Source organism: Streptomyces luteogriseus, assembly GCF_014205055.1.
GTDB classification, from domain to species: domain Bacteria; phylum Actinomycetota; class Actinomycetes; order Streptomycetales; family Streptomycetaceae; genus Streptomyces; species Streptomyces luteogriseus.
On the sequence record NZ_JACHMS010000001.1, the window covers coordinates 7,602,413 to 7,626,604 of the forward strand.

Annotated in this window: 15 protein-coding genes; 12 read left to right on the forward strand and 3 right to left on the reverse strand. The window is 72.3% G+C overall.

Annotated features, from left to right (window positions below; genetic code table 11):
• Nucleotides 1-69 precede the first annotated feature (69 nt).
• Nucleotides 70-1,872, forward strand: a complete 1,803-nt coding sequence (locus BJ965_RS33810; protein WP_184914167.1) for an ABC transporter ATP-binding protein — start codon at nt 70-72, stop codon at nt 1,870-1,872.
• 43 nt (nt 1,873-1,915) lie between these two features.
• Nucleotides 1,916-2,764 carry an endolytic transglycosylase MltG gene (mltG, locus tag BJ965_RS33815; protein WP_184914170.1) on the forward strand — a complete coding sequence of 283 codons (849 nt, stop codon included), beginning with the start codon at nt 1,916-1,918 and terminating at the stop codon, nt 2,762-2,764.
• A 24-nt stretch (nt 2,765-2,788) separates the two neighbouring features.
• Here the strand turns inward: mltG and BJ965_RS33820 are convergent, their stop codons facing one another.
• Entirely contained in the window at nt 2,789-3,865 is a 1,077-nt protein-coding gene (locus BJ965_RS33820) for an NAD(P)-binding domain-containing protein (protein WP_184914171.1), read from the reverse strand.
• A gap of 170 nt (nt 3,866-4,035) precedes the next feature.
• Here BJ965_RS33820 and BJ965_RS33825 point away from each other — a divergent pair, with 170 nt between their 5' ends.
• The 8 genes from BJ965_RS33825 to BJ965_RS33865 all read left to right on the forward strand — a co-directional run bounded on the left by BJ965_RS33825 (nt 4,036) and on the right by BJ965_RS33865 (nt 15,920).
• Nucleotides 4,036-5,238, forward strand: coding sequence for a serine hydrolase domain-containing protein (locus BJ965_RS33825; RefSeq protein ID WP_184914172.1), 1,203 nt, complete (start codon nt 4,036-4,038; stop codon nt 5,236-5,238).
• A 112-nt stretch (nt 5,239-5,350) separates the two neighbouring features.
• Nucleotides 5,351-5,773, forward strand: a complete 423-nt coding sequence (locus tag BJ965_RS33830) for a secondary thiamine-phosphate synthase enzyme YjbQ (protein ID WP_184914173.1) — start codon at nt 5,351-5,353, stop codon at nt 5,771-5,773.
• A 213-nt stretch (nt 5,774-5,986) separates the two neighbouring features.
• Nucleotides 5,987-9,208, forward strand: coding sequence for a SpoIIE family protein phosphatase (locus BJ965_RS39645; RefSeq protein WP_313667456.1), 3,222 nt, complete (start codon nt 5,987-5,989; stop codon nt 9,206-9,208).
• A 90-nt stretch (nt 9,209-9,298) separates the two neighbouring features.
• Nucleotides 9,299-10,849, forward strand: coding sequence for a sugar ABC transporter ATP-binding protein (locus BJ965_RS33845; RefSeq protein WP_184914174.1), 1,551 nt, complete (start codon nt 9,299-9,301; stop codon nt 10,847-10,849).
• Nucleotides 10,846-11,901, forward strand: coding sequence for an ABC transporter permease (locus BJ965_RS33850; protein WP_184914175.1), 1,056 nt, complete (start codon nt 10,846-10,848; stop codon nt 11,899-11,901). The genes BJ965_RS33845 and BJ965_RS33850 overlap by 4 nt, the downstream gene beginning before the upstream one ends.
• A gap of 47 nt (nt 11,902-11,948) precedes the next feature.
• Nucleotides 11,949-13,112, forward strand: a complete 1,164-nt coding sequence (locus tag BJ965_RS33855; RefSeq protein WP_184914176.1) for a substrate-binding domain-containing protein — start codon at nt 11,949-11,951, stop codon at nt 13,110-13,112.
• Between the two features lie 166 nt (nt 13,113-13,278).
• A complete protein-coding gene (locus BJ965_RS33860) occupies nt 13,279-14,385 on the forward strand; it encodes an NAD(P)/FAD-dependent oxidoreductase (protein ID WP_184914177.1) in 1,107 nt (368 codons plus the stop codon).
• A gap of 131 nt (nt 14,386-14,516) precedes the next feature.
• A complete protein-coding gene (locus BJ965_RS33865; RefSeq protein WP_184914178.1) occupies nt 14,517-15,920 on the forward strand; it encodes a cytochrome P450 in 1,404 nt (467 codons plus the stop codon).
• 277 nt (nt 15,921-16,197) lie between these two features.
• Here the strand turns inward: BJ965_RS33865 and BJ965_RS33870 are convergent, their stop codons facing one another.
• Nucleotides 16,198-16,803 carry a response regulator transcription factor gene (locus tag BJ965_RS33870; RefSeq protein WP_313667460.1) on the reverse strand — a complete coding sequence of 202 codons (606 nt, stop codon included), beginning with the start codon at nt 16,801-16,803 and terminating at the stop codon, nt 16,198-16,200.
• A gap of 198 nt (nt 16,804-17,001) precedes the next feature.
• Here BJ965_RS33870 and BJ965_RS33875 point away from each other — a divergent pair, with 198 nt between their 5' ends.
• On the forward strand, nt 17,002-18,483 hold the full coding sequence (locus tag BJ965_RS33875) for an MFS transporter (RefSeq protein WP_184917802.1): 1,482 nt from the start codon (nt 17,002-17,004) through the stop codon (nt 18,481-18,483).
• Between the two features lie 27 nt (nt 18,484-18,510).
• On the opposite strand, the gene BJ965_RS33880 is transcribed toward BJ965_RS33875, so the two are convergent.
• Nucleotides 18,511-20,499, reverse strand: a complete 1,989-nt coding sequence (locus BJ965_RS33880; RefSeq protein ID WP_184914179.1) for a GDSL-type esterase/lipase family protein — start codon at nt 20,497-20,499, stop codon at nt 18,511-18,513.
• Nucleotides 20,500-20,739: 240 nt separating this feature from the next.
• Between BJ965_RS33880 and BJ965_RS33885 the strand changes: the two genes are divergently transcribed.
• Nucleotides 20,740-24,165 carry an NACHT domain-containing protein gene (locus BJ965_RS33885; RefSeq protein ID WP_313667462.1) on the forward strand — a complete coding sequence of 1,142 codons (3,426 nt, stop codon included), beginning with the start codon at nt 20,740-20,742 and terminating at the stop codon, nt 24,163-24,165.
• The last annotated feature ends 27 nt before the right edge of the window (nt 24,166-24,192 follow it).

Here is a 24,192-nt window from a genome sequence, read left to right on the forward strand (position 1 = left end):
ATGCAGTTCATTGTGAGCATAGGTAACAATGAGCTGTGATCCGATCCGCCGCATCCCTCGTAGGAGCCCATGCATCCCGACCGTGAAGCCCCCTGGACCCCGCCGGCCGACTCGAAGGAGCAGCCCCGGCAGGTCCGCCGCATCCTCGGCCTCTTCCGCCCCTACCGGGGCCGCCTGGCGATCGTCGGCCTGCTGGTCGGTGCCGCGTCACTGGTCTCGGTGGCCACGCCCTTCCTGCTGAAGGAGATCCTCGACGTCGCGATCCCCGAGGGGCGCACGGGCCTGCTCAGCCTGCTCGCCCTCGGCATGATCCTCAGTGCTGTCCTCACCAGCGTCTTCGGAGTCCTCCAGACCCTGATCTCCACGACCGTCGGCCAGCGCGTCATGCACGACCTGCGCACCGCCGTCTACGGCCGGCTCCAGCGCATGTCCCTCGCCTTCTTCACGCGTACGCGCACGGGCGAGGTGCAGTCGCGCATCGCCAACGACATCGGCGGCATGCAGGCCACCGTCACCTCCACCGCGACCTCCCTGGTCTCCAACGTCACCAGCGTGGTCGCCACGATCGTCGCGATGATCGCCCTGGACTGGCGCCTGACGGTCGTCTCCCTGCTGTTGCTGCCGGTGTTCGTGTGGATCAGCCGCCGCGTCGGCAACGAACGCCGCAAGATCACCACCCAGCGGCAGAAGCAGATGGCCGCGATGGCCGCCACCGTCACCGAGTCGCTCTCCGTCAGCGGCATCCTGCTCGGCCGCACGATGGGCCGCTCCGACTCGCTGACGAAGTCCTTCTCCGACGAGTCCGAGGAACTCGTCGACCTGGAGGTGCGGTCGAACATGGCCGGCCGGTGGCGCATGGCCGTCATCACCATCGTCATGGCCGCCCTGCCCGCCGTCATCTACTGGACCGCCGGCATGGCCCTCCAACTGGGCGGCCCAGAGGTCTCCATCGGCACGATCGTCGCCTTCGTCTCGCTTCAGCAAGGCCTGTTCCGCCCGGCCGTGAGTCTGCTGTCGACCGGAGTGCAGATCCAGACCTCGCTCGCCCTCTTCCAGCGCATCTTCGAGTACCTCGACCTGCCGATCGACATCACCGAGCGCCCCGATCCGGTGCGCCTGGACCGGATCAAGGGCGAGGTCCGCTTCGAGAACGTCTCCTTCGGCTACGACGGCAAGGGCGCCCCCGTCCTCGACGGCATCGACCTCACCGTCCCGGCGGGCAGCAGCCTCGCGATCGTCGGCTCCACCGGCGCCGGTAAGTCGACGCTGGGCTATCTGGTGCCCCGTCTCTACGACGTCACCGGCGGCCGCGTCACCCTCGACGGGACGGACGTCCGCGACCTCGACTTCGACACCCTGGCGCGTGCGGTCGGCGTCGTCTCGCAGGAGACGTACCTCTTCCACGCCTCGGTCGCCGAGAATCTGCGCTTCGCCAAGCCCGACGCCACCGACGAGGAACTGCACCAGGCGGCGAAGGCCGCCCAGATCCACGACCACATCGCGGCCCTGCCCGACGGCTACGACACCGTCGTCGGTGAGCGCGGGCACCGCTTCTCCGGCGGGGAGAAGCAGCGCCTGGCCATCGCCCGCACCATCCTGCGCGACCCGCCGGTGCTCATCCTCGACGAGGCCACCAGCGCGCTGGACACCCGGACCGAGGCCGCCGTCCAGGACGCCATCGACGCCCTGTCGGCCAACCGCACGACCCTCACCATCGCCCACCGGCTGTCCACCGTGCGCGGCGCCGACCAGATCGTGGTCCTCGACTCGGGCCGCGCGGTCGAACGCGGCACGCACGAGGAGCTCCTGGAGGAGGGCGGCCGGTACGCGGCGCTGGTACGCCGGGACGCTCAACTGGAACCGACAAGATGAAAATATGCCGGGTTTGTGACGATATGCGGGTTACCGTGCCCGCATGCAGAAGAACACTCCGCCACGGAGCACGATTCGACTGACGCGCAGGGGCCGTATCGCCCTCGTCGCGACCGGAGCCGTCGTGGTCGGTACCGCCGTGGCGGTGCCGCTGCTGACCCTGGGGACCGAGGAGGAGAGCCGGCCCGCGACCCTGGCGATCCCCGAGGGATGGCGCGCGAGCCAGGTGTACACGGCCGTCGACAAGGCACTCGCCCTGCCCGCCGGCAGTACCAAGAAGTCCCTGGACAAGGCGGCCCTGAAACTGCCGAACGACGCCGCGGGCAATCCGGAGGGCTATCTCTTCCCGGCCACCTATCCGCTCCAGGAGAAGGCCACACCGGACAAGCTCCTCGCGCTGATGGTCGACACCGCGAACGAGAAGTTCAACGGCGCGCCCATCGCCGCCGGGGCGCAGCGCAACGCCATGAACGTGTACCAGGCCGTCACCATCGCGAGCATCGTCCAGGCGGAGGCGGCCACCAGGGCCGACATGGGCAGGGTGGCCCGGGTGATCTTCAACCGACTCGAGCGCGGCATGCCGCTGCAGATGGACTCCACCATCAACTACGCCCTCAACCGCTCCACCCTCCGTACGACGGAGAGCGACACGCGGATCGAGAGCCCCTACAACTCGTACCAGCGCATGGGTCTGCCGCCCACGCCCATCGGCAACCCCGGCGAGGAGGCGATGCGCGCGGCCATCAACCCGCCCCCGGGCAACTGGCTGTACTTCGTCACCGTACGCCCGGGCGAGACCCGCTTCACGGCGGACTACCAGGAACACCAGCGCAACGTCGCGGAGTTCAACGCGCAGACGAAGAAGAAGAGCGGGGCGCAGGCGGCCGGGTGAGGTCCCGGCTCGTCCCTCCCCGTGTCACGCCGCGGCCGGCTCCCGCTCCAGCAGGCGCCTGATGTCCCGCACGGCCGCGCGGCCTGCCCGGTTGGCTCCGATGGTGCTGGCCGACGGTCCGTAGCCGACCAGATGGATGCGCGGGTCCGCGGCCGCGTGCGTGCCGTCCATGCGGATGCCGCCGCCCGGGGCCCGCAGCCGCAGCGGTGCGAGGTGGTCGATGGCCGCGCGGAAGCCGGTGGCCCAGAGGATGACGTCGGCGTCGATGTGGCGGCCGTCCTGCCAGTCCACTCCCGTGGGCGTGATGCGGTCGAACATCGGCTGCCGGTCGAGCACCCCGTCCTCGATGCCCTGCCGGATCGCGTCGTTGAGCGGCAGCCCGGTGACCGAGACGACGCTGCGGGGCGGCAGCCCCTGCCGTACCCGTTCCTCGACGAGCGCCACCGCCGCGCGTCCGGCGTCTTCGTCGAAGGGGCCCTCGCGGAAGACCGGCGGGCGCCGCGTCACCCAGGTGGTGGCCGCCGCGTACGAGGCGATCTCCAGCAGATGCTGGGTGCCCGAGGCGCCGCCGCCCACGACCACGACCCGCTGCCCGGCGAACTCCTCGGGGCCGGGGTACTGCGCGGTGTGCAACTGCCGCCCCCGGAACGTCTCCTGGCCCGGATAGCGCGGCCAGAACGGCCGGTCCCAGGTGCCGGTCGCGTTGATCAGCGCCCGGGTCGACCACACCCCGTCCGAGGTCTCCACGAGCAGCCGCCCGCCGGACCCCTCGCGCACCGCCCGTACGTCCACCGGGCGCCTGACCCGCAGGTCGAAGGTCCGCTCGTAGCGGTCGAAGTACTCACGGATCACCTCGGCGGACGGGCGTTCCGGGTCGGCGTCCGTGAGCTCCATGCCCGGCAGGGCGTGCATCCCGTGCACCTTGCCGTACGTCAGCGACGGCCAGCGGAACTGCCAGGCGCCGCCGGGGCCGGGGGAGTGGTCCAGCACGACGAAGTCGCTGCCCGGCTCGAAACCGGACCGCCGCAGGTGATAGCCGGCTGCCAGACCGGCCTGACCGGCTCCTGTGACGACTACCTCGACCTCGCGCGTGTTGTTCACACTTCTACTAACCGGGGCGGGGCCGTGGATCTTCCCACGGTGGATCTTCTCGGCGGAGGGCGTGGCTCCGAACGAGTGGACTCCTCCCCGCCCGAGCCACAAGGCGGTCCCCGGCATCGGTGCGGGTGGTGATGTTCCTTCGTCCCGCCCCCTCCGGAAGAGGCGCCCCGATGCGACGTACTCCCTCTCGCCGTCTGTTCGCCGCAGTACTGCTCGTGGCGTCCGTGCTGGCCCCGATGGCGGTGATGCCCGCCGCGGCGGCCCCAGGCCCCGGCGCCGCCCGCCACGACCGGGGCGACTCCCCGCGGCACGGTCTCGGAGCCGAGCTCACCGAACGGCTCGACCGCGCCGTCGCGGAGGCCCGCGAGCAGGCCGGCATCCCCGGGGTCGTCGTCGGGCTGTGGATGCCGGGCAAGGGGAGCTACGTCCGCGCCACCGGCGTGGCCGACACCGTCACCCGCCTGCCGATGACCGCCGACTCCTCCGTGCGGATCGGCAGCGAGACCAAGACCTTCACGGTCACCGCGCTGCTCGAACTCGTGGACGACGGCCGGATCGGGCTGGACGACCCGATCGCGAAGTACGTCAGGGGCGTGCCGAACGGCCACCGGATCACCCTGCGCCAGCTCGCCGGGATGCGCAGCGGCCTGTTCCCGTACACCGCCGACGCCGGCTTCCTCCACGACCTGCTCAGCGACCCGGAGCGGTACTTCAACCCCCGCGAGGTCCTCACCTACGGTTTCCGGCACGCGAACACCTTCGGGCCGGGCGAGGACTTCCAGTACTCCAACACCAATCTCGTCCTGCTCGGCCTGGTGATCGAGAAGGTCACCGGACGCAAGCTCGCCGACGTCCTCCATGAGCGGGTGCTGCGCCCGGCCGGCCTGCGCCACACCCTGTTCCCGCAGGACGACGAGTTCCCCGAGCCGCACCCGCGCGGCTACACCGACCAGACGCTCAGCGGCGAGGTCGAGGACGTCACCGACTGGAACCCCAGCTGGGCCTGGGCGGCCGGGGCGATGATCTCGGACCTGCACGACCTGCGCCGCTGGGCGAAGGTCGTCGCCACCGGCGAACTGCTCAGCCCGCAGACCCAGGCGCAGCGTCTGAGGATGCTGCCCACCGGCTACCCCGGCACCGATTACGGCCTCGGCATCTTCGAGACCAACGGCTGGATCGGCCACAACGGCTCGATCCCGGGCTACGAGACCGTGACCGTCTACCTGCCCTCGCAGAAGGCCACCCTGGTCATCATGATCAACACGGATGTCGTGGTCGACGGCCAGGAACCGTCGACGCTGCTCGCCCGGGCGGTCACCGCTGTCGCGACCCCCGACAACGTCTACGACGGCTCGGTCGTCACCAGGCCGTGACGCGCGCGGTCCCCCGTTCCGGCGGCGGGGGACCCCACGTCCCTGCCGCCGCCCGGCCCGGCGTGGCCCGTGGTGTCCCGGAGAAGTCCGGAGTGTGCGTCAGGATGGAGGCATGTCAGATGTCTTCACCACCCGAGTTCTCGACGTCAGCACCGGTGCCGCGGAGAAGGTCCTCGACATCACGGGCGAATGCGAGTCCTTCCTGCGCGAGGCGGCGGGCGGCCGTGACGGCCTCCTCAACGTCTTCGTTCCGCACGCCACGGCCGGTATCGCCGTTCTGGAGACCGGCGCCGGCAGCGACGACGACCTCCTGGCCGCGCTGCACACCCTGCTGCCCGCCGACGACCGCTGGCAGCACCGGCACGGCAGCCCCGGCCACGGCCGCGACCATGTGCTGCCCGCTCTCGTCCCGCCCCACGCGACCCTGCCGGTGCTGGGTGGCCGGCTGGAGCTCGGCACCTGGCAATCGGTGTGCCTGGTGGACACCAACAGGGACAACCCGCAACGGAAGGTGCGCCTGAGTTTCCTGGGGTGAGCGTGTCCTGCCGCCCCGGCCCGGGTGGCCCCCGCCACCCCATACCGGGTGACCTTGCCGCTCCGGCCTGGGCGGTCCCGCCGCTCCGGTCCGCCGGCCGTCGGCCCCGCGTGGTCCCGGCGCGCCGTGACGCCCGCCCTTAATGCCCGTATTCTCATCAATGCCAGATTCTCTTCCGAGCAGCGGATATCGCGGGCGCAAGTGAGGCGAAGCGTGGTTCGATCCGGCGAGGAGCCCAGGCCGGCGGGGCGTGCGACGGACGGCACGGGGCCCGCGAGTCTTCGCGAGCTGTTTCTCCAGGGCGAGCCGGTCGAGTCGGGCGTGCGGACGTCCATCCTGAACTCCTGGCGCCGCTCCCGGTCCCTGGGGCTGTCACCCGACACGTCCGACCTGCCCTACCGGGAGGACTTCGACCCGGGCGGCCGTATCGTCCGGGCGGCCGTGCCGGTGCTCGACCGGCTGCAGGCCACGTTCGCCGGCAGCCAGGTCAACATCTCGGTCGCCGACGCGAACGGCACGGTACTGCTGCGCCGCTTCGGGGATCCGGCGATGGCCAGGAGCCTCCCGGCCATCCAGGTGGTCCCGGGATTCGTGTTCGCCGAGCAGGTCGCCGGTACCAACGGCATCGGGCTGGCCCTGGCGGAGCGGCAGCTCATCCGTGTCTACGGCGCCGAGCACTTCGCCGAGCGCTCCCAGCAGAGCGCCTGCGTCGCGCTGCCCGTCCGCGACCCGCTCAGCGGGCGCATCGAGGGCGTCCTGTGTCTCGGTTACCCGCGCGGCTTCGAGCGGCCCGCCCTGGGAGTCGCGATCCGCCGGGCGGCCGAGGGCATCGAGCGGCGGCTGCTGGGGCAGAGCTCCGCGCGCGAGCGGGCCCTGCTGCGGACGTACCTGGCCACCGGGGCCGGAACCGGTCCGCTCCGCGGTGTGGCGCTGGACGCGCTGGCGAACGAGTTCCACCCCCGTGACCAGGCCATCCTCAGGGAGAAGGCCGCCGAGCTCATCTCCGGTGCGCAGCGGGGTGCCGCCGAGGTGACGCTGCCCGACGGCCGGCGGGTGACGCTCGTGAGCCGTCCGGTGGCGAGCGGTTCCGGTGTGCAGGGCATCGCGATCGAGGCCGTCCTGGCCGGTTCCCCGGTGGGGGAGCCGTTCGCCATACCGCACCAGTCGGACGAGCTGTCCGGTCTCACCGCCCCCGCCGTTCCGCTCTTCGCCGGGCGTCCGGCACTCACCCTGCCGTCCGGGCACGTCGGCGTTCCCTCCGGCCCGGTCTTCACGGCCGACGGGGGCGATGGGACCGACGACGGTGTCAGGACCGACGGTGTCGGGGCCGACGGGAGTACCGCCGACGCCTCTGAGCCGGCTTCGGCGGACGGCACCGCCTCGAACGCCCCGGAGCCCGTCACGACGGACGGCACCGCCCTCAGCGGTCCGGAGCCCGTCACGGCCGAGGAGCGTCGGCACACCGCAGCGCCCGCCGCCGCCGACGGCGGCCCGGCCCCGGTCGAGCCCGCCGCAACCGGCGGCGGCCCGGCCCCGGCCGACAGCGGCGCGAGTCCCGTCGAGCCCGCCACTCTCAACGGCACCCGGGCCCCTGCCGCACCCGACCGTGCCTTCGCCGAGCCCGACCCGGCCCCCACGGCCGCCCGAGCCCCGGGAGGCGCCGAGTCCGACCCTGTCCTCGCAGCCGGCGGAGGCCGCCGTGCGGTGGGTGAGCACGCCGAAGCGGCGTTCCCGGCCAGGGGACTGGTGATGCTGGGGGAGCCGCAGGTCGGGGCCTACGCGCTGGCCGCCCGCCGGCGTCTTGAGCTGCTGTCCGAGGCCAGCAGCCGCATCGGCACCACCCTGGACGTGCGCCGCACCGCAGAGGAACTGGCCGAGACCGCGGTCCCCGGACTGGCCGACTTCGTCACCATCGACCTGCCCGATGCCGTGCTGCGCGGCGAGGAGTCCGCCGACCCCCTCACCGACCTGCGCCGCACGGTCGTCCACGGCATCCACGAGGGCCTGCCCTTCACCCCGCCCGGTGAGCGCGTCGGCTTCGGCCCGACCACGCCCCAGCTGCGCTGCCTCGGCAGCGGCGAGGCCGTGCTGGAGCCGGACCTGAAGGTGGCCGCGGGCTGGCTCGCCCAGGACCCCGAGCACACCGAGCGCCTCCTGGCCCACGTGCACTCCCTCATCGCCGTGCCCCTGGTCGCCCGCGGTGTCGTCCTGGGCGTCGCCGGCTTCTACCGCGCCGGGGGCTCCTTCGGGGACGACGACCGCTCCCTGGCGCAGGAACTCGCCTCACGTGCCGCCCTGTCCATCGACAACGCCCGGCGCTACACCCATGAGCGCACCATGGTCCTGGCCCTCCAGCGCCGGCTCCTGCCGCACGGCCTGCCCGACCAGGACGCCGTCGAGGTGGCCCATCGCTACCTGCCCGCCGAGTCCGACGTGGGCGGCGACTGGTACGACGTCATCCCCCTGTCCGGCGCCCGCGTCGGCTTCCTCGTCGGCGATGTCGTCGGCCACGGCATGCTCTCCGCGGCCACCATGGGCCGGCTGCGCACCGCGGCCCGCAGTTTCGCCGAGCTCGACTTCCCGCCGGAGGAGGTCCTCACCCACCTGGACAACCTCGTGGGCCGGCTGGACAGGGACGACCCCGACGGCAAGGGCGCCGGCGTCATCGGCGCGACCTGCCTGTACGCCGTCTACGACCCGACAGTGCAGCGCTGCCTGATGGCCCGCGCCGGACACCCGCCCCCCGCGCTCGTCCACCCCGACGGCACCGTGACCTACCCCGACCTCCCCGCCGGGCCCCCGCTCGGCCTCGGCGGCCTGCCCTTCGACGCCGTCGAGATGGACCTGCCCGCGGGCAGTCAGCTGGTCCTGTACACCGACGGGCTCATCGAGGACCGGCACCGCGACGTCTACCTGGTCCTGGAACAGTTGCGCGAGGCCCTGGCCCACCCCGAGCGGGCCCCGGAGGAGACCTGTCAGGCGGTCCTGGACACCGTGGCACCCGCCCACCCGCACGACGACATCGCCCTGCTCGTCGCCCGTGTGCACGCCCTGGATCCCGGCCGGATCGCGACCTGGGAGCTGGCCGCCGACCCGGCGCTCGTCGGAGAGGTCCGGGCGTCCGCCCTGCGGTGGCTGTCCGGCTGGGGGCTCGACGAGACCGCGTTCGCCGCGGAGCTGATCCTCAGCGAGCTGATCACCAACGCCATCCGGCACGGCGCCGATCCCATCCGGGTGCGCCTGCTCTACGGCCGGACCCTGATCTGCGAGGTCTCCGACGCCAGCAACACCGCTCCGCATCTGCGCCGGGCCGCCAGTACGGACGAGGGCGGACGCGGTCTCTTCCTCGTGGCGCAGCTCTCGCAGAGCTGGGGCACGCGCTACCTGCCCGAGGGCAAGGTCATCTGGGCCGAGTGCGGGCTCGAGGCGGCGTGACACGACGCGACACGGCATGACACGGCGTGTGACGCGGCCACCGCCTCGGCAGCGAACCGTAGAGTGCCCGAATTGATGTAATTTGATCGAGTGCGCGACGTTCCCGACACACCCCCGGAGGCCGCTTCACCCTTCGGGGCGGAACCCCTCGTCCGGATCCGCGGACTCGGCAAGCGGTTCGGCGGCACCGTCGCGCTGGCCGGAGCCGATCTCGACGTCCACCCCGGCAGCGTTCTCGCCCTGCTCGGGCCCAACGGCGCCGGGAAGTCCACGCTCATCAAGATCCTCGCCGGGGTCCACCGCGCCGACGCGGGACAGGTCACCGTCGCCGGGGAACCCCTCGGCAGCTCCACCGCCACCCGGAGCATGTCGTTCATCCACCAGGACCTCGGTCTCGTGGAGTGGATGACCGTCGCGGAGAACATCGCCCTGACCACCGGGTACGGACGCCGGACCGGGCTGATCTCCTGGCGGCGCACCCGCGCGCGCTGTGTCGAGGCGCTGGGGGTCGTCGCCGCCCACCTCGATCCCGACACGCCGGTCTCCGGCCTCCCGCCGGCCGACCGCTCGCTGGTCGCGATCGCCCGGGCCCTGGCGGCACGCGCGCGGCTCATCGTCCTCGACGAGCCGACCGCCCGTCTGCCCGCCGCGGACTGTGCCCGCCTCTTCCGCGTTCTGCACGACCTGCGCGACCGGGGACATGCCATCCTCTACGTCAGCCACCGCCTGGACGAGGTGTACCGGGTCGCCGACACCTTCGTCGTCCTGCGGGACGGCCGCGTCGTCAGCCACGGCCGGCTCGCCGGCCACAGCCCCGAGCGCCTGGTCCGCGACATCGTCGGCGAGGCGGACGAGCCGGCCGCGCACCGCCCCGCCGGGGCCCCGGCCGGCGCACCCCCCGTCCTGACCCTCGACGGCGTGCGCACCGCCCGGGCCGGACCCGTCGGCCTGGAGCTCGCGCCCGGGGAGGTCCTCGGCCTGGTCGGCCTCTCCGACGCCGGGCACACGGACCTGGGCCGCGCCCTCGCCGGGGCCGGGCCCCTCCTCGGCGGGCGGGCCCTGCTGCACGGGCGGCCGTACCGCCCCCGCACGGTCGCGGAGGCCGTCGCCCTCGGGGTCGGGCTCGTGCCGGGCGACCGGCTGCGGGAGGGCTGCCTCGCCGAACTGACCGTGCGCGAGAACCTCCTGGCCAACCCGCGTGCGGGAGGCCCGCCGGCACCGCGCTGGATCGGCCCCCGTGGCGAACGGGCCCGGGCCGCCGCGCTGATGGAACGGTTCTCGGTGCGCCCCCGCGACAGCGAGACGCCCATCGCCACGCTCTCCGGCGGCAACCAGCAGAAGGTCATGATCGGCCGCTGGCTGCGGACGGACCTGCGGCTGCTCATCCTGGAGGAGCCGACCGCGAGCGTCGACGTAGGCGCCAAGGCCGCGATCCACCGCCTGCTCCACGAAGCCCTGGAGGCGGGCCTCGCCGTGCTGCTGCTGTCCACCGACTTCGAGGAGGTGGCGAGCGTGTGCCGGCGCACGCTGGTCTTCGTGCGCGGCACCGTGACGGCCGAACTGAGCGGCCCCGCCCTCACCGTCGCCGGACTCACCCGGGCGGCCTCGGCCATGCCCCCGTCCACGGCCGGGCACCCGTGACGCCGCCCGGGCCGCGGCACCGCCCCGGCGGCCACCACATCGGCGCCTACGGCCTGCTGGTCCTCACCGCCCTGCTCTACCTGGTCTTCTCCCTCGCCCTGCCGGACACCTTCCCCACGCTGGACACCGTCGACTCGATCCTGTCCAACCAGTCGATCCCCGCCGTCCTCGCGCTCGCCGCCATGGTGCCCATCGTCACCGGCGCCTTCGACCTCTCCATCGGCTACGGCCTCGGCCTGGCCCATGTGATGGTGCTCCAGCTCGTCGTCAACGAGGGCTGGCCCTGGCCGCTCGCCTGCCTCACCGTGCTCGCCGGGGGACTGGTCGTCGGCGTCCTCAACGGCGTCGTCGTCGAGTTCGGCCGGATCGACTCCTTCATCGCCACCCTCGGCACCGGCAGCATGATGTACGCCGTGACCGGCTGGATCACCGACGGCGGCCGGATCGTCCCCGGCCCGCAGGGCCTGCCGCCCGCGTTCACCGACCTCTACGACTCCTCGTTCCTCGGCCTGCCGGTCCCCGCCTTCTACGTGCTCGCCCTCGCGGCCGTGCTCTGGCTGGTGCTGGAGCGGCTGCCGCTCGGCCGGTACCTGTACGTCGTCGGGTCGAACCCGCGCGCGGCCGACCTCGTGGGCATCCCCACCCGCAGGTACACCGTCTACGCGTTCGCCGCCTCGGGCCTGATCGTCGGCTTCGCCGGGGTGCTGCTCGCCGCCCAGCAGCAGATCGGCAACCCGAGCGTGGGCCTCGACTACCTGCTGCCCGCCTTCGTCGGCGCCCTCCTCGGCTCCACGGCGATCAAACCCGGGCGGCCCAACGCCCTGGGCACCGTCGTCGCCGTCGCCGTCCTCGCCGTCGGTCTCACCGGCATCGCCCAGCTGGGCGCCGAGTTCTGGACGGTCCCGCTGTTCAACGGCGGCACCCTGCTCATCGCCGTGGGCCTGGCCGGATACGCCGCCCGCCGCCGGCTGCGGGGCGGCGCGGCCCGCGACACACCCGCCGCGCCGCCCCCGTCCTCCCCGGTGCCGGACGGCGGCACGGCCCCGCCCTGACCCCTCCCGGCACCGCCCCGCCACGTCGATCCCCCACTGGAGCTCCCGTGCACCGCACCCGCAAGGCCGCACCCGCAGTCCGCACCGCGCGGCTCGCCTCGTGCGCCCTGCTGGCCACGGCCGCCGCCCTGACCGGCTGCGAACGCGGTTCCTCCGACGGCGCGGACGAGACCGCGACGGGCCCGAGCGGCTGCCCCACCGTCCAGGCCCGGGCCCGGGAAGCCGTCACCCGGGCCGAGCGGACCGACATCCCCTGGGGAGGACCCACCAGCGGCCCCGAGGCGGCGTCCGGCAAGAGCATCGTCTACGTCGCCCAGACCATGACCAATCCCGGTGTCGCGGGCGCCGCGAACGGAGTGCGGGACGCCGCGCGGACCATCGGCTGGAACGTGCGGGTGATCGACGGCGGCGGCACCCCGGCCGGTATTCAGGCGGCCATGAGCGAAGCCGTCGCCCTGCGGCCCTCGGGGATCGTCATCGGCGGGTTCGACCCCGACTCGACGGCCCAGCAGGCCGCCCGGGCCAACGCGCAGGGCATCGCGCTCATCGGCTGGCACGCGGTCCCCGAGCCCGGCCCCAGCAGGCAACCCGACCTCTTCACCAACGTCACCACCCGCGTCCAGGACGTGGCCCGCATCAGCGCGCAGTGGATCATCTCCGACTCCGACGGCCGCGCCGGGGTCGTGCTCATCACCGACGCGTCGATCCCCTTCGCGCGCAACAAGTCCGACCTGATCCGCGAGGAGCTGGCGAGTTGTCAGGGCGTGCGGCTGCTCTCCGTGGAGAACATCCCGATCCCCGACGCCAGCAGCCGCACCCCCCGGGAGATCTCCTCCCTGCTCTCCCGCTTCCAGGGCCGCTGGACCCACTCCGTGGCCATCAACGACCTGTACTTCGCCGACGCCGCCCCGGCCTTCCGCGCCGCCGGCGAGAAGGGCTCCGGGCCGCCCTACAACATCGGGGCCGGCGACGGTGACCCGTCCGCCTTCCAGCGCATCAACAACGAGCAGTACCAGGCCGCGACCGTGCCCGAGCCGCTGTCCCTCCAGGGCTGGCAGATCGTCGACGAGTTCAACCGCGCCTTCTCCGGCCGGCCCGACAGCGGATATGTGGCCCCCGTGCACATCGCCACGGCGGGCAACAGCGAAGGCGCCTCGGCCTGGGACCCGTCGGGCTACCGGGAGGCCTACCGGAAGATCTGGGGAAAGTGACGGCCGGTCAGGTTTCGATCCCTTCACGGAACATGCACGGAACCTGGGAATCCCTTTAGGTTTCAAGCGCTACTGTCACGTCAGTCGAGAGGCCGCCGGGGGTCGATCCGAGCGGGGCCCGTCCGCGGCGGCCCTCGCTCCCCCCACCAGGCACAGGAGACTGGGTGTGTACGACGGCGACGTAGTGGTGATCGGCGGCGGTTACGCCGGTGTCCGGCTGGCCAGACGGCTCGACGACACGGCCCGGGTGACGCTGGTGGACCGCAAGGAGGTCTTCTTCCACCGCATCGCCTCCCTGCGCGCCGGAGTGCACCCCGAGTGGACGCACACGCCCTTCATCCCCTACGACCGCCTGCTGCGCCACGGCCGTGTGGCCACCGGCAAGGCCGTCCGCATCGACACCGCCGAGCGGCAGGTCGTCCTCGCCACCGGAGAGCGGCTGCCGTACGACGTGGTCGTGATCGCCACCGGAGCCGACTACCCCGAGCCGGCCCGTTTCACCGGCACCACCACCGAGGAAGCGGCCAAGTCGTTCGCCGAGCACCAGCGCAGCATCGCCACCGCCGAGCACGTCCTGGTCGTCGGCGGCGGCCCCGGCGGCGTCGAACTCAGCGCCGAGATCCGCCTCGCCCGCCCGGACGCCCGCGTCACCCTCGCCCACTCCGGGCCCGCGCTGCTCCACTCCACGGGCAGCGCCCGACCCGGGCGCAAGGCCCTGGCCTGGCTGGAGTCCCACGACGTCGACGTACGGCTCGACTCCTTCATGTCGCCCGGCAACGACTTCGGCACCTACCGCGACGCCCGCGGCACGATCGTCGAGGCCGACCTGTCCTTCTGGGCGACGGGCACGACCCCCAACACCCTCTGGCTGCGCCTGGCCGGACACGGCGACTGGCTGAACGGAGCCGGGCACGTGAAGGTCGACCGGACGCTCCGGGTCGAGGGCAGGCTGGACGTGTTCGCCGTCGGCGACGTGAACGACGTCAGCGAACTCAAGATCACCCCCGCCGCCCTCGCCCAGGCGGACATCGCCGCCCACAACATCCGTTCCTACCTGCAGAGTTCCGGCAAGCACCGCAAGGAGCCGCGCTTGTATCGCCCGACCCAGCGCACCCCGCTGATCGTGCCGTTCGGGCCCGCCGACGGGCTGACCGTGCTGCCCGTGCCGGGTGGCGAGTCCGCCGTCCTCGGCAGCCGCACCACCACGATGGCCAAGGCAAAGAGCCTCATGACGCCCTACATGCGGCGTCAACTCGGCTACACGGCGGCCTGATCCGCCGCCGGACCGTCCTCACCACCCACCCCCTCGTTACCCGCGAGTTCAGCCTGGGGTAGGGTCCCCACCGTTTCCGGCTACCGACTGATGGTGTGCCGGTACAGGGCGTGTCGGAGGGTGGCAACACGATGGAATCCCAGCGGGGTGGCGGCGGACCGGTGGACCTGGACGACACGGGTCTGGAGGCTCTCGCTCCCGAACCGCTGCTGACCAGGGACTACGAGACGCGTCCCGCGCTCGTGTACGAGCGGCTGCGGCAGCAGCACGGCCCGGTCGCGCCGGTCGACCTGCTGGGGGTGCCGGCCTGGCTGGTCCTCGGCTACCGCGAGTCGCTCCAGGTGCTCCAGGACGACGACGGCTGGCCCAAGGGCCTGGAGAACTGGCGGGCCCGCTCCGAGGGCAGGGTGCCGGCCGACTGGCCGCTCGGCCCCTCCCTGGAGGTCAACCACATCCTGATCCAGGGCGGCGCCGGCTACCGGCCGCTGCGCACCGCGTGGGACGTCGCCCTCAAGCCCTTCCAGGACCCCCGCCACCCCCAGGCCAAGCGTCTGAAGGCCGCCGTCACCGCCTACGCCGACGAACTGATCACCCTGGTCGGCCAGGGCGGCAAGACCGGCGTCGCCGACCTGTCCGCGCAGTTCTCCCGGCCGCTGCCGCTGATGGTGGCCAGCCATCTGCTGGGCTTCCCCGGCTCGCAGGGCGACGACGCGCTGATGGACATGTGGCGCGTGCTCGACGCGGGCCCGGACGCCGAGGCGGCCCTGGAGCGCCTGCTGGCGACGCTGGCCGAACTGGCCGCGCTGAAGCTGGAGAAGCCGGGTGACGACTTCCCCTCCTACCTGCTGGCCGCCCACCCCGACCTGTCGCTCGACCATCTCGCCCGCGAGCTGTTCATGCTGCTCGGCATGACCTCCGACCACGTCGGCATCCTCATCTCCAACACCGTCGTGGAGGTCATCTCGGGTGAGGGCAGTGTGCGCGCCAGCCTGTCCGCCGGGATGGTCAGGGAGACCATGAACCGGGTGGTCATGCGCAAGCCGCCCCTGGTCAACTTCGTGCCGCGGTTCGCCGCCCGGAACACCCCGCTCGGCAACTACGTCATCCGGGCCGGCGACCCGGTGTGGGTCTCCCCGGGCGCCGCCCACGCCGACCCGCTCTTCGCCGACCACGTCGCCTCGGGCACCGCCATCAGCACCCGGGCCCACCTGTCCTGGGGAGCCGGGCCGCGCCAGTGCCCGGCGCGGGAGCTCGCCTCTGCGGTCGCATCGGCCGGAGTCGGGCGCCTCTTCGAGCGGTTCGACCACCTCGACCTGGCCCTGCCCGCCGACCAACTGCCGTGGCGCTCCTCGCCGTTCATGCGCGGACTGCGTTCCCTGCCGGTGCGCTACGACCTGGCCTCCGCGCCGCCGCCACGGCCCTGGGCGGAGGAACCCGCGCCGGGGGCCGCCGAGGATGTCCTGCCGGACCCGTCCGCCCGGCAGCGCTCCTCGCTGTGGCGCTACCTGACGGGCCTCATCCGCGGCGGCCGCTGACCCCGGGGGACCGAGCCGAACGCCCATCGCGCACCGGCGTTCGTCACGGTTGCGGGGTGACGCCTTCACGCCGGACGCGTGACAAACGGTGCTGGTGGGCGGCGTGCCCTCTCTGGGATGCTCGTATCAGATCCCGGGACAGGGCGCGAGGGCCCGCGGGGGCCGGGCAGGTACACCTCGATGACCTGCCCGGCCGTTCCTCTGTCTGGGCGCGGAAACGTGGCGCGGAACGGGGGCGGAGAGCAGGCGGAGAGCTTGCGGGCAGCGGGGGCGGGGCTCACACCCAGCCGGACTCCGTGGCGATCCTGATCGCGTCGATCCGATTGCGGCCGCCCGTCTTCCGGGTGATCGCCGACAGATGATTGCGGACCGTCGCCGCGGACAGGCACAGCCGCGCGGCGATCTCCCGGGTAGGCGTGCCGTCGGCGGTCAGCCGCAGCACCTCCACCTCGCGCGGGGTCAGCGGATTCGCTCCCGCGTCCAGCGCGGCCAGCGCGAACTCGGGGTCGACGAACCGCTGACCCCTCACCAGCTTGCGGACACCGTGGACCAGCCGGTCCGGCGGGGCGTTGGTGCTGATGACACCGGCGGCGTGCAGATCGAGCATGCGGCGCAGCCGCTCGGGTGTCGTCGAGGCCATCATCAGCAGCATCCGGCACTCCGGCAGCCGGGCCCGCAGCTCGCCCCGGACGGCGAGCTCCTCGCCCTCCCTGGAGTCCACGCCGATCACCGCCACGTCCGGCCGGTACACGAGCGCCCGGGCGAGGACGTCGCCGTTGCCGTCGGCCTCGGCGACGACCTCGATGTCGTCCTCCCGTGACAGCAGGGCGGCGAAGGCTCCCCGCACGAGACGGGTCTGCTCGACGAGAAGAACACGGATCACTGTCCCTCCCATGCGCCGTACGCGGGCCACAGGGCCGCCTTGATCGGATTATCGCCGCACCTCGCGGATATGGCAGTCCGAGTGGTGGGGTGTGGGGGCCCGGCGTACGGTCGAACGGTGGACACCGCAGGCAGCAGCCCGCAGCCGGCTTCACCACAGGCGACCACCACCAGGGAATCCGGTGGTGGCGGAAACACGATGGCGCTGCTGGTCATCGCCTCCTGCCAGTTGATGGTGGTCCTCGACATCACCATCGTGAACATCGCGCTGCCGCACATCCAGAGCTCCCTGGAGTTCTCCACCACGAGCCTGTCCTGGGTGGTGAACGCCTACACCCTCACCTTCGGCGGCCTGCTGCTGCTCGGCGGCCGGGCCGGAGACATCCTGGGGCGGCGGCGGGTCTTCGTCTTCGGCGTGCTGCTCTTCGTGCTCGCCTCCCTGCTCGGCGGATTCGCCCAGAACGCCGGTCAACTCCTCGGCGCCCGCGCCCTGCAGGGCGTCGGCGGCGCCATCGCCTCCCCGACCTCCCTCGCCCTGATCAGCACCACCTTCCGCGAGGGGCCGGAACGCAACCGTGCCTTCGGGGTCTTCGCCGCGGTCTCGGCCGGCGGCGGCGCGATCGGCCTGCTGGCCGGCGGCATGCTGGTGGAGTGGCTGAACTGGCGGTGGGTGCTGTTCGTCAACGTGCCCATCGGCCTGCTCATCGTGCTCGCCACGCCGCGCTTCATCAGGGAGTCCGAACGCCACCCCGGGCGCTTCGACATCATCGGCGCGCTGACCTCCACCGCGGGCATGGTCCTGCTCGTCTACGGCTTCATCAGAGCCGCGCAGGACGGCTGGCGGGATCCCCTGACCCTCGCCTCGTTCGCCGGGGCGGTCATCGTCCTGGCGGCCTTCATCCTGATCGAGCGGCGTTCGAAACAGCCCATCACGCCGCTGCACATGTTCGCCGACCGCAACCGCGCGGGCACCTACGGCATCATGCTGTGCCTGGCCGCCGCCATCTTCGGCATGTTCTTCTTCCTCACGCTCTTCGTGCAGAACGTGCTCGGATTCAGCCCGCTCGCGGCCGGACTGGCCTTCCTGCCGGTCAGCGCGGTCATCGCCGTCGGCGCCGGACTGGCCTCACGGTTCCTGCCGGTCTACGGGCCCAAGCCGTTCATGGTGGTCGGCGCGATCCTGGCGGCGGCGGGCCTGGCCTGGCTGACCCTGACCGACGTTCACTCCACCTACGCGGGCAGCGTCCTCGGCCCGATGCTCGTCTTCAGCCTGGGCATGGGCATGGAGTTCGTGTCCCTGACCCTCATGGCGCTGTCCAACGTGCCCACCCCGGAGACCGGGGCGGCCTCGGGACTCCTGAACGCCACCCAGCAGGTCGGCGGCTCCCTGGGCCTGTCCATCCTGGTCACGATGTACGGCACGGCCAGCACCAACGAGGCGGACAAGCAGGTCCCGGACTTCCTCCAGCAGGCGACCCCGGCCGAACGCATCCGGTTCGAACGCACCGGGCAACTGCCCAAACCCTGGTCCGACGAGATCCTCACCGCCGGAGTGTCGGCCGCCTTCGTCATGGCGGCGATCTTCACCGCGGTCGCCGCGCTGATCGCGCTGGTCGTCATCCAGGTCCGCCCTTCCGACCTGGAACGCCTCAAGGGAGGAGCGGGCCCCGGCCCGATGTGAGGCCCGCCCCCGAACCCCTGGCGCCCGCTACACGCCGATCCGCGCCGCGATGACCGGCGCCAGCCGGTCGGCGATGACCCGGTGCCCCCGGTCGTTGGGGTGTACCGAGTCCGTCAGATCGCCCGACCCGAGCCAGCCGGTCGTGTCCACGAAGGAGACCCGCGTGTCACCCCCGGCGACGGCGGCCTTCATCGCGGCCTCGGTCTGCGGGACGAACCGCCCGCGGAACGTCTCCAACGCGAAGATCCAGGCCTGCGGATACGCGGCCCGCACCTTGCGCAGCAGACTGCTGTACGCCGACTGGAACTGCGCCGGACTCACGCCGTGACCGACGTCGTTGGTGCCGAGGTTGACGACGACCGCGTCGGCCCGGTAGCGGGAGAAGTTCCAGTCGGGCGTCGCCGCGTTCGGGTTGAGCTTGGTGAACTGCCGCTCCAGCCCCACGCATCCGTCCGCCGCGGCCACCAGGCACGCCCCGCCCTGCGCGATCTGCGTGTGCTCGACGCCGAGCCGTTCCCCGATCAGCCAGCCGTACGCGGTGCGGGTGTTCTGCGAGCTCGTCGTGCCCACGGTGATCGAGTCGCCGACGAACTCGACCGTCCTGGCCGGGGCCGGTGGTGCGAACGTCGTCGCGCCGCTGTCCAGGACCAGGCCCTGGAAGACGGCGTCGCCCTTGTACGACCCGGCCACCACCTGGTAGTTGACCTGGAGCGTGTGATTGCCGGGGGAGAGCGCCGACGGGGTCAGGTTCACCGTTCCCTTGACGTCGTCGTAGAACTTCACGGGGCCGTTGTCGATCCGCGCCCACAGGTCGATCGTGCCGCGTTGCTTCAGTTTGACCGTCCGGCCGGTGAAGCCGGCGCGGTAGTACGCGCCCGCCCAGTACGGGGTGTAGGCGGTGGAGGAGCTGGTCGTGTCCCAGCGGCCGACGAACTTGATGTTCGGGTCGCCGGGCTGCCCGGGGGCGGCCGTCTTCACCGTGGCGGCGCCGCCGAGCCGAGCGCGGACGACCGGGGCCAGCCGCTCGGCGAACCTGGTGTGCCCCGCTTCGTTCGGATGCCCGTTGCCGTCCTCGTAGTGGGTGCCGTCGGTGAGCCAGCCGGAGGTGTCGACGTAGTGCACCCGTGCGTCACCGGCGCTGTTGCGCGCACCGACGGCGGCCCTGGTCTCGGTGACGTAGCGCTTCTTCAGCGTCTGCACCGCGAACAGGTGCGCCGTGGGGTACTTGGCGCGTACGTCGCGCAGGAACGTGGTGTAGGCGGACTGGAAGGCGGCCCCGGACACGCCGTGCCCGATGTCGTTGGTGCCGAGGTTGATGACGACCGCGTCGGCCCGGTACCGGGAGAAGTCCCAGTTCGTGCCGCCCGTGCTCGCCGTCTTGAAGAACTGTCCGCTCAGACCGGCGCACCCCGACTGCGCGACGAGGCAGTACCCGGACCGGGCGATCTGTGTGTGCCGCATGCCCAGCCGCTCGCCGGTCTTCCAGGCATAGGAGTCCAGCGCCAGCCGGTCGGTGAGGGCCCCGGCCGTGATGGAGTCGCCGACGAACTCCACCAGCCCGGTCGGGGCGCTCGCGGCGACGGTCCGGGCCCCCGAGTCCAGGACCAGGCCCTGGAAGACGGTGTCGCCGGAGCGGTAGGTCAGACGCAGGGTGTGGGTACCGGGTGACAGCGGCCGGGGAGTGAGGTTCACCGTGCCGCGCACACCCGCGTGGAACACGTCGGGGCCGCCGTCGATGCTCGCATAGAGGTTGACCGCGTTCCTGGCCCTGACCTTGACCGTGGTGCCCGTGAAGCCGGTCTCCAGGTAGGCGCCGGTCCAGTTCGGCACGGCCGCGGTGCCCGCGGAGGTGTCCCAGCGTCCGACGTACGCGATGTGGGGATCGGACACCGAGCCGTCACCGGGCGCGGCATGCGCGGGCGAGCCGCCGGCCCAGGACAGCAGGCACGCCATGAGGACGGCCGCGACGAGGGCCGGCAGGGCGCGTCTCGGGGAGATGTGGGGGGAGGTCTGCACGGGATTCCCTTCACGTGGGGGTGGTCTGGGAGCGCTCCCATAGGCAGCTTCTCGAGGGAAGCAGTGAAACGGTTCAACGTCAAGTGGTCCGTCATGCAAGGAAGTTGAGAGCCGAACTTCCCGGTGTGACGCAGGGGTGCTGCTCCATACGGCCGGGCGGCGGGTGTCCACGGCGCTTCTGTCGGGTGAATCTGGGGCCGCCGGCGCCCGGAACCCCCTCGGTGGCGGAACTGTCACAGGGTGAGCGAAGGAGGAGGACCCGCACACCGGCTCGGGCGCGTGCTGCGCGGTGGGCTCGGTGTCCGCCGAGCCCTGCACCGGCGCCGGCTGATGCGGCAGGGTTACGACCGGACCAGAACCTGGCGGGTCCACAAGAGCGGCGCATACGCGGCGCTGCTGGTGCTGACCTTCATCGGGGCGCTGCTCCTGCTGTTCCTGGCCGTCACGGCCCTCATCACCCTGCCGCAGGAGAAGAGCTTCGAATCGCCGGTCCGGTGGATCGACCAGCAGTGCAAGGCGGACAATTTCAGCTGCGCCGTCCTGCAGTCGCTCTTCATGCCGTTCCTCACCCTCGCCCTGGCCACCGTCACCTACCTCTTCTTCCGCTTCCGCCATGTGCGCCGGGCCTATGTGCGCAAGGCCCTGGAGGACCCGCACGAGCTCGTGGAGACCGCGGGCGGCATCTTCGGCCGGGTCGTCGGCCGCGACCAGCTCTGCGCCGTCCTCATGGAGGATCTGCGTGACCGCCGCTTCCGCCGCACGCACGTCGTCGTCGGCGGCATCGGCACCGGCAAGACGGCGCTGGTGGTGCTGCTGACCCAGCGGCTCGCCGAGCGGGGGGCGGTGCCCGTGCCGCTGCGGCTGCGCGCCGCCGACAAGGACCTGGACTTCCGCGAGCTGGCCTTCGAGCGCTTCTGCCGGGAGGTGCAGGGCACCATCCGGTCCGGTGCGGAAGCGGAGAAGGTGTGGCGGCGGCTGAGCCAGCAGGGCCGGATCGTGGTGCTGGCGGACGGCCTGGACGAGGCCCTCACCACCTCGGACCTGACGGAGGAGCGCGACACCATCATCCGGCTGGCCATCCGCCGCGCCAACGAGGAGGGCCTGCCGCTGATCATCACCTCCCGCCCGCACGACTCGCTGCGTGGCATGGAGGCCTCCCTCACCGAACTGGAGCCGCTCAGCGAGGAGGCCGCCCTCACCTACATTTCGTCCGGAGGCGCCGGGGAGGACCGGCAGCGGCTGGACTGGATCGTCGAGCGGGCCGGCATCGCGGAGGCTCCGACCTATCTGGAGATCGCCGCCGAACTGCACGAGCAGGGACTGCTGGAGCGCGCCCTCGGCGTCCCCACCGAGGAGGAGGCGGTGGAGACCCGCGGCGGCGACCGGGCGTCCCTGCGCTTCCATCTGTTCGAGACCTGGCTCAGCGCCCTCATCAACGGCCGCTTCCAGCCGCATCTGCCGCTCTCCCCGGAGGAGCGCCGCTCGACCGTCCACTACCTGTCCGCGCTGGCGTGCGTGGGACTCGCCCTCGACACCTCAGAGGTGCGGTTCGCCGACGTCGTCGACGAGCAGGACCCGGACCGCTCCCGCTTTCCCGAGATCGTCCGGGAACTGGCCCACCGGGTCGGCGACAGCGGCATCGACCTGAGGCTCGCCGCCCACTGGGGCGCCCGCATGGAGCTGGTCGAGCTCGGCGGGGACCGCGTCCGCTTCCAGCACAGCGTCATCCAGGCCCAGCTGGGGGCCCGCTTCCTCAGCGCGGTGATCCACCCCGGTGTCCCGGCCGAACCGCGGGAGGGCTCCTTCTTCCCGGCGGCCCTGCAGAGCCCGGGCCGGGAACTGCTCATCGCGATGGTGCTGCACTCCCGGCTGCCCGACGGCGCGTGCATCCACGACGAGCCGGGCGCGGAGGGCCCGGACGGGGCATGCTGGTGCCCGGTGAGCGCCGCCCGCGACCTGCTGATGGAGGCCGCCTGCCATGCTCAGACGGTTCGCGCCTCCGGACACGACAACGACGACAGGCAGGAGGCGCGTCCCCTCTTCGGCCGCACCCTGCACAGCAAGGCCCTGGAGCTGTACGCGGCGGCCCTGGAGATCGACAGCGTCGACGCCGAGCCGGAGCAGCATCTGATCGCCATGCGGCTGTGCACGTCCTGGCCGGAGCTGCGGGCCCGCGACCCGCACACCCTGCAGACCGCGAAGGCCCTGCTCGTGGCCCGGTTCGGAGAGGCCATGCGCGGGGTCGCCCAGCGCCGGACGCTGCGGCCGGCCTACCTGGAACTGTTCGAGATCGCACGCCTGGAGCCTTCGTACGCCGTCCGTCTCGCCATCGCACAGGAGATCGGCGCCGGTGGCGACCTCGCCTTCGAGGCACTCCAGCCCAGGCTGCGGGGGCCGCTGGTGGTCGAGGGGCAACGGGTGCAGCGCGAGCCCGACTGCACGGAGAAACTCTGGGGCGGCCAGCAGCCCGAGGTGGTCGGCGAGCGGGAGAGCAGACGCCGCCGGCAGGACGAGGGCCAGGTCGCCCGTATGAAGCGGGAACTGAAGGAGCGTGAGCAGCAGCGGCGCCGGGAACGCCGCAGGGAGCGCGAGGACCGCGAGGCCGAGGAACGGCAGTGGCGGGACAACACCCTGTGCGCCTGGCTGATCCCGCTGCTCGTCGGCTCGGTCACCACCCACCGGCACCAGGACACGCCGTACGCCTTCCTGGAGAGCTGGGTACGCCGCGTCGGCATCCCCGAGGACAGCCCGGACGCGCACGCCGCACTCGACCTCAACGTGGAGGTGGCACTCGCCCAGGGCTTCAAGTACGCGGCGAACCGCCGGCACCGCCATCCGCACGCCCGGTCCGAAGCCCGCGAGTACCTCAGCGAGCAGGCCTGGGACATGCTCAAGCGCACCCGGTTCTGGTTCACCCGCCTCACGCTGCTGCACGCGCTGACCCTCTGGGACCTGCCCGACGGCGCCACGAACTCCCAGTCCTCGCACGGCCACGGGTCCGACCCCGCCCAGCAGGTCCGTCAGTGGCTGGCCCGGCCGGACGGCGAACCGGAGCACCCCTTCGTCACGGCGGCCGGGAAACTGTGCGTGTGGGCACTCGAGACCCGGCGGCCCGAACGGTTCCTGTGGGTCGACGAGTCGGGCGTCGCCGCACACGTGGGCTCCCAGACGTGCCGGGGCGAGTTCCGCAAGCACAACCTGTGGATCCCGCCCTCCACCGGCTGGAGCGCCCTCCACCCCAGCGCGCAGCAACTCCTCGCCGACGTGCTGCTCCTCCTCAACCTGGCCGAACGCGGCGACTGGCCCACCGACCGCATCCGCCGCCTCCAGCACACCGCACGCCCCGACCTGCCGCCCTGCCTCACTCTGGACCGCACCCCGCTCGAGCCCGGCCGCACCGCCGTCCGCACGGCCTCCTCCCAGGCGGGCTCCAACTGCCGCGACGACTGCGCGTTCGAACTGTGCCCCTACCCTCCCAAGGGCCTGGACGGCCAGCGCGTCGAACTCGGCGAGGCCTTCTGCCGTGCCCAGTCCACCCTCCTGTCCCACTCCCGCGCGGGCCTGCGCCCCAGGGCACCCTGGCAGCGCCGCACGACCATCACGGAGCTGCGGAGGTTCTGGGAGTCGATGGGGCATCGGGCGCAGCACAACGCCCGGCCGCGGTGAGCTCCCGCCCGTGCCGGGCCGGCGGCC

Bases quoted from the DNA above. Each gene is read 5' to 3' on its own strand.
- BJ965_RS33810 (WP_184914167.1), top strand. From the start codon at position 70: ATGCATCCCGACCGTGAAGCCCCCTGGACCCCGCCGGCCGACTCGAAG.
- mltG (WP_184914170.1), top strand. From the start codon at position 1,916: ATGCAGAAGAACACTCCGCCACGGAGCACGATTCGACTGACGCGCAGG.
- BJ965_RS33825 (WP_184914172.1), top strand. From the start codon at position 4,036: ATGCGACGTACTCCCTCTCGCCGTCTGTTCGCCGCAGTACTGCTCGTG.
- BJ965_RS33830 (WP_184914173.1), top strand. From the start codon at position 5,351: ATGTCAGATGTCTTCACCACCCGAGTTCTCGACGTCAGCACCGGTGCC.
- BJ965_RS33865 (WP_184914178.1), top strand. From the start codon at position 14,517: ATGGAATCCCAGCGGGGTGGCGGCGGACCGGTGGACCTGGACGACACG.
- BJ965_RS33875 (WP_184917802.1), top strand. From the start codon at position 17,002: ATGGCGCTGCTGGTCATCGCCTCCTGCCAGTTGATGGTGGTCCTCGAC.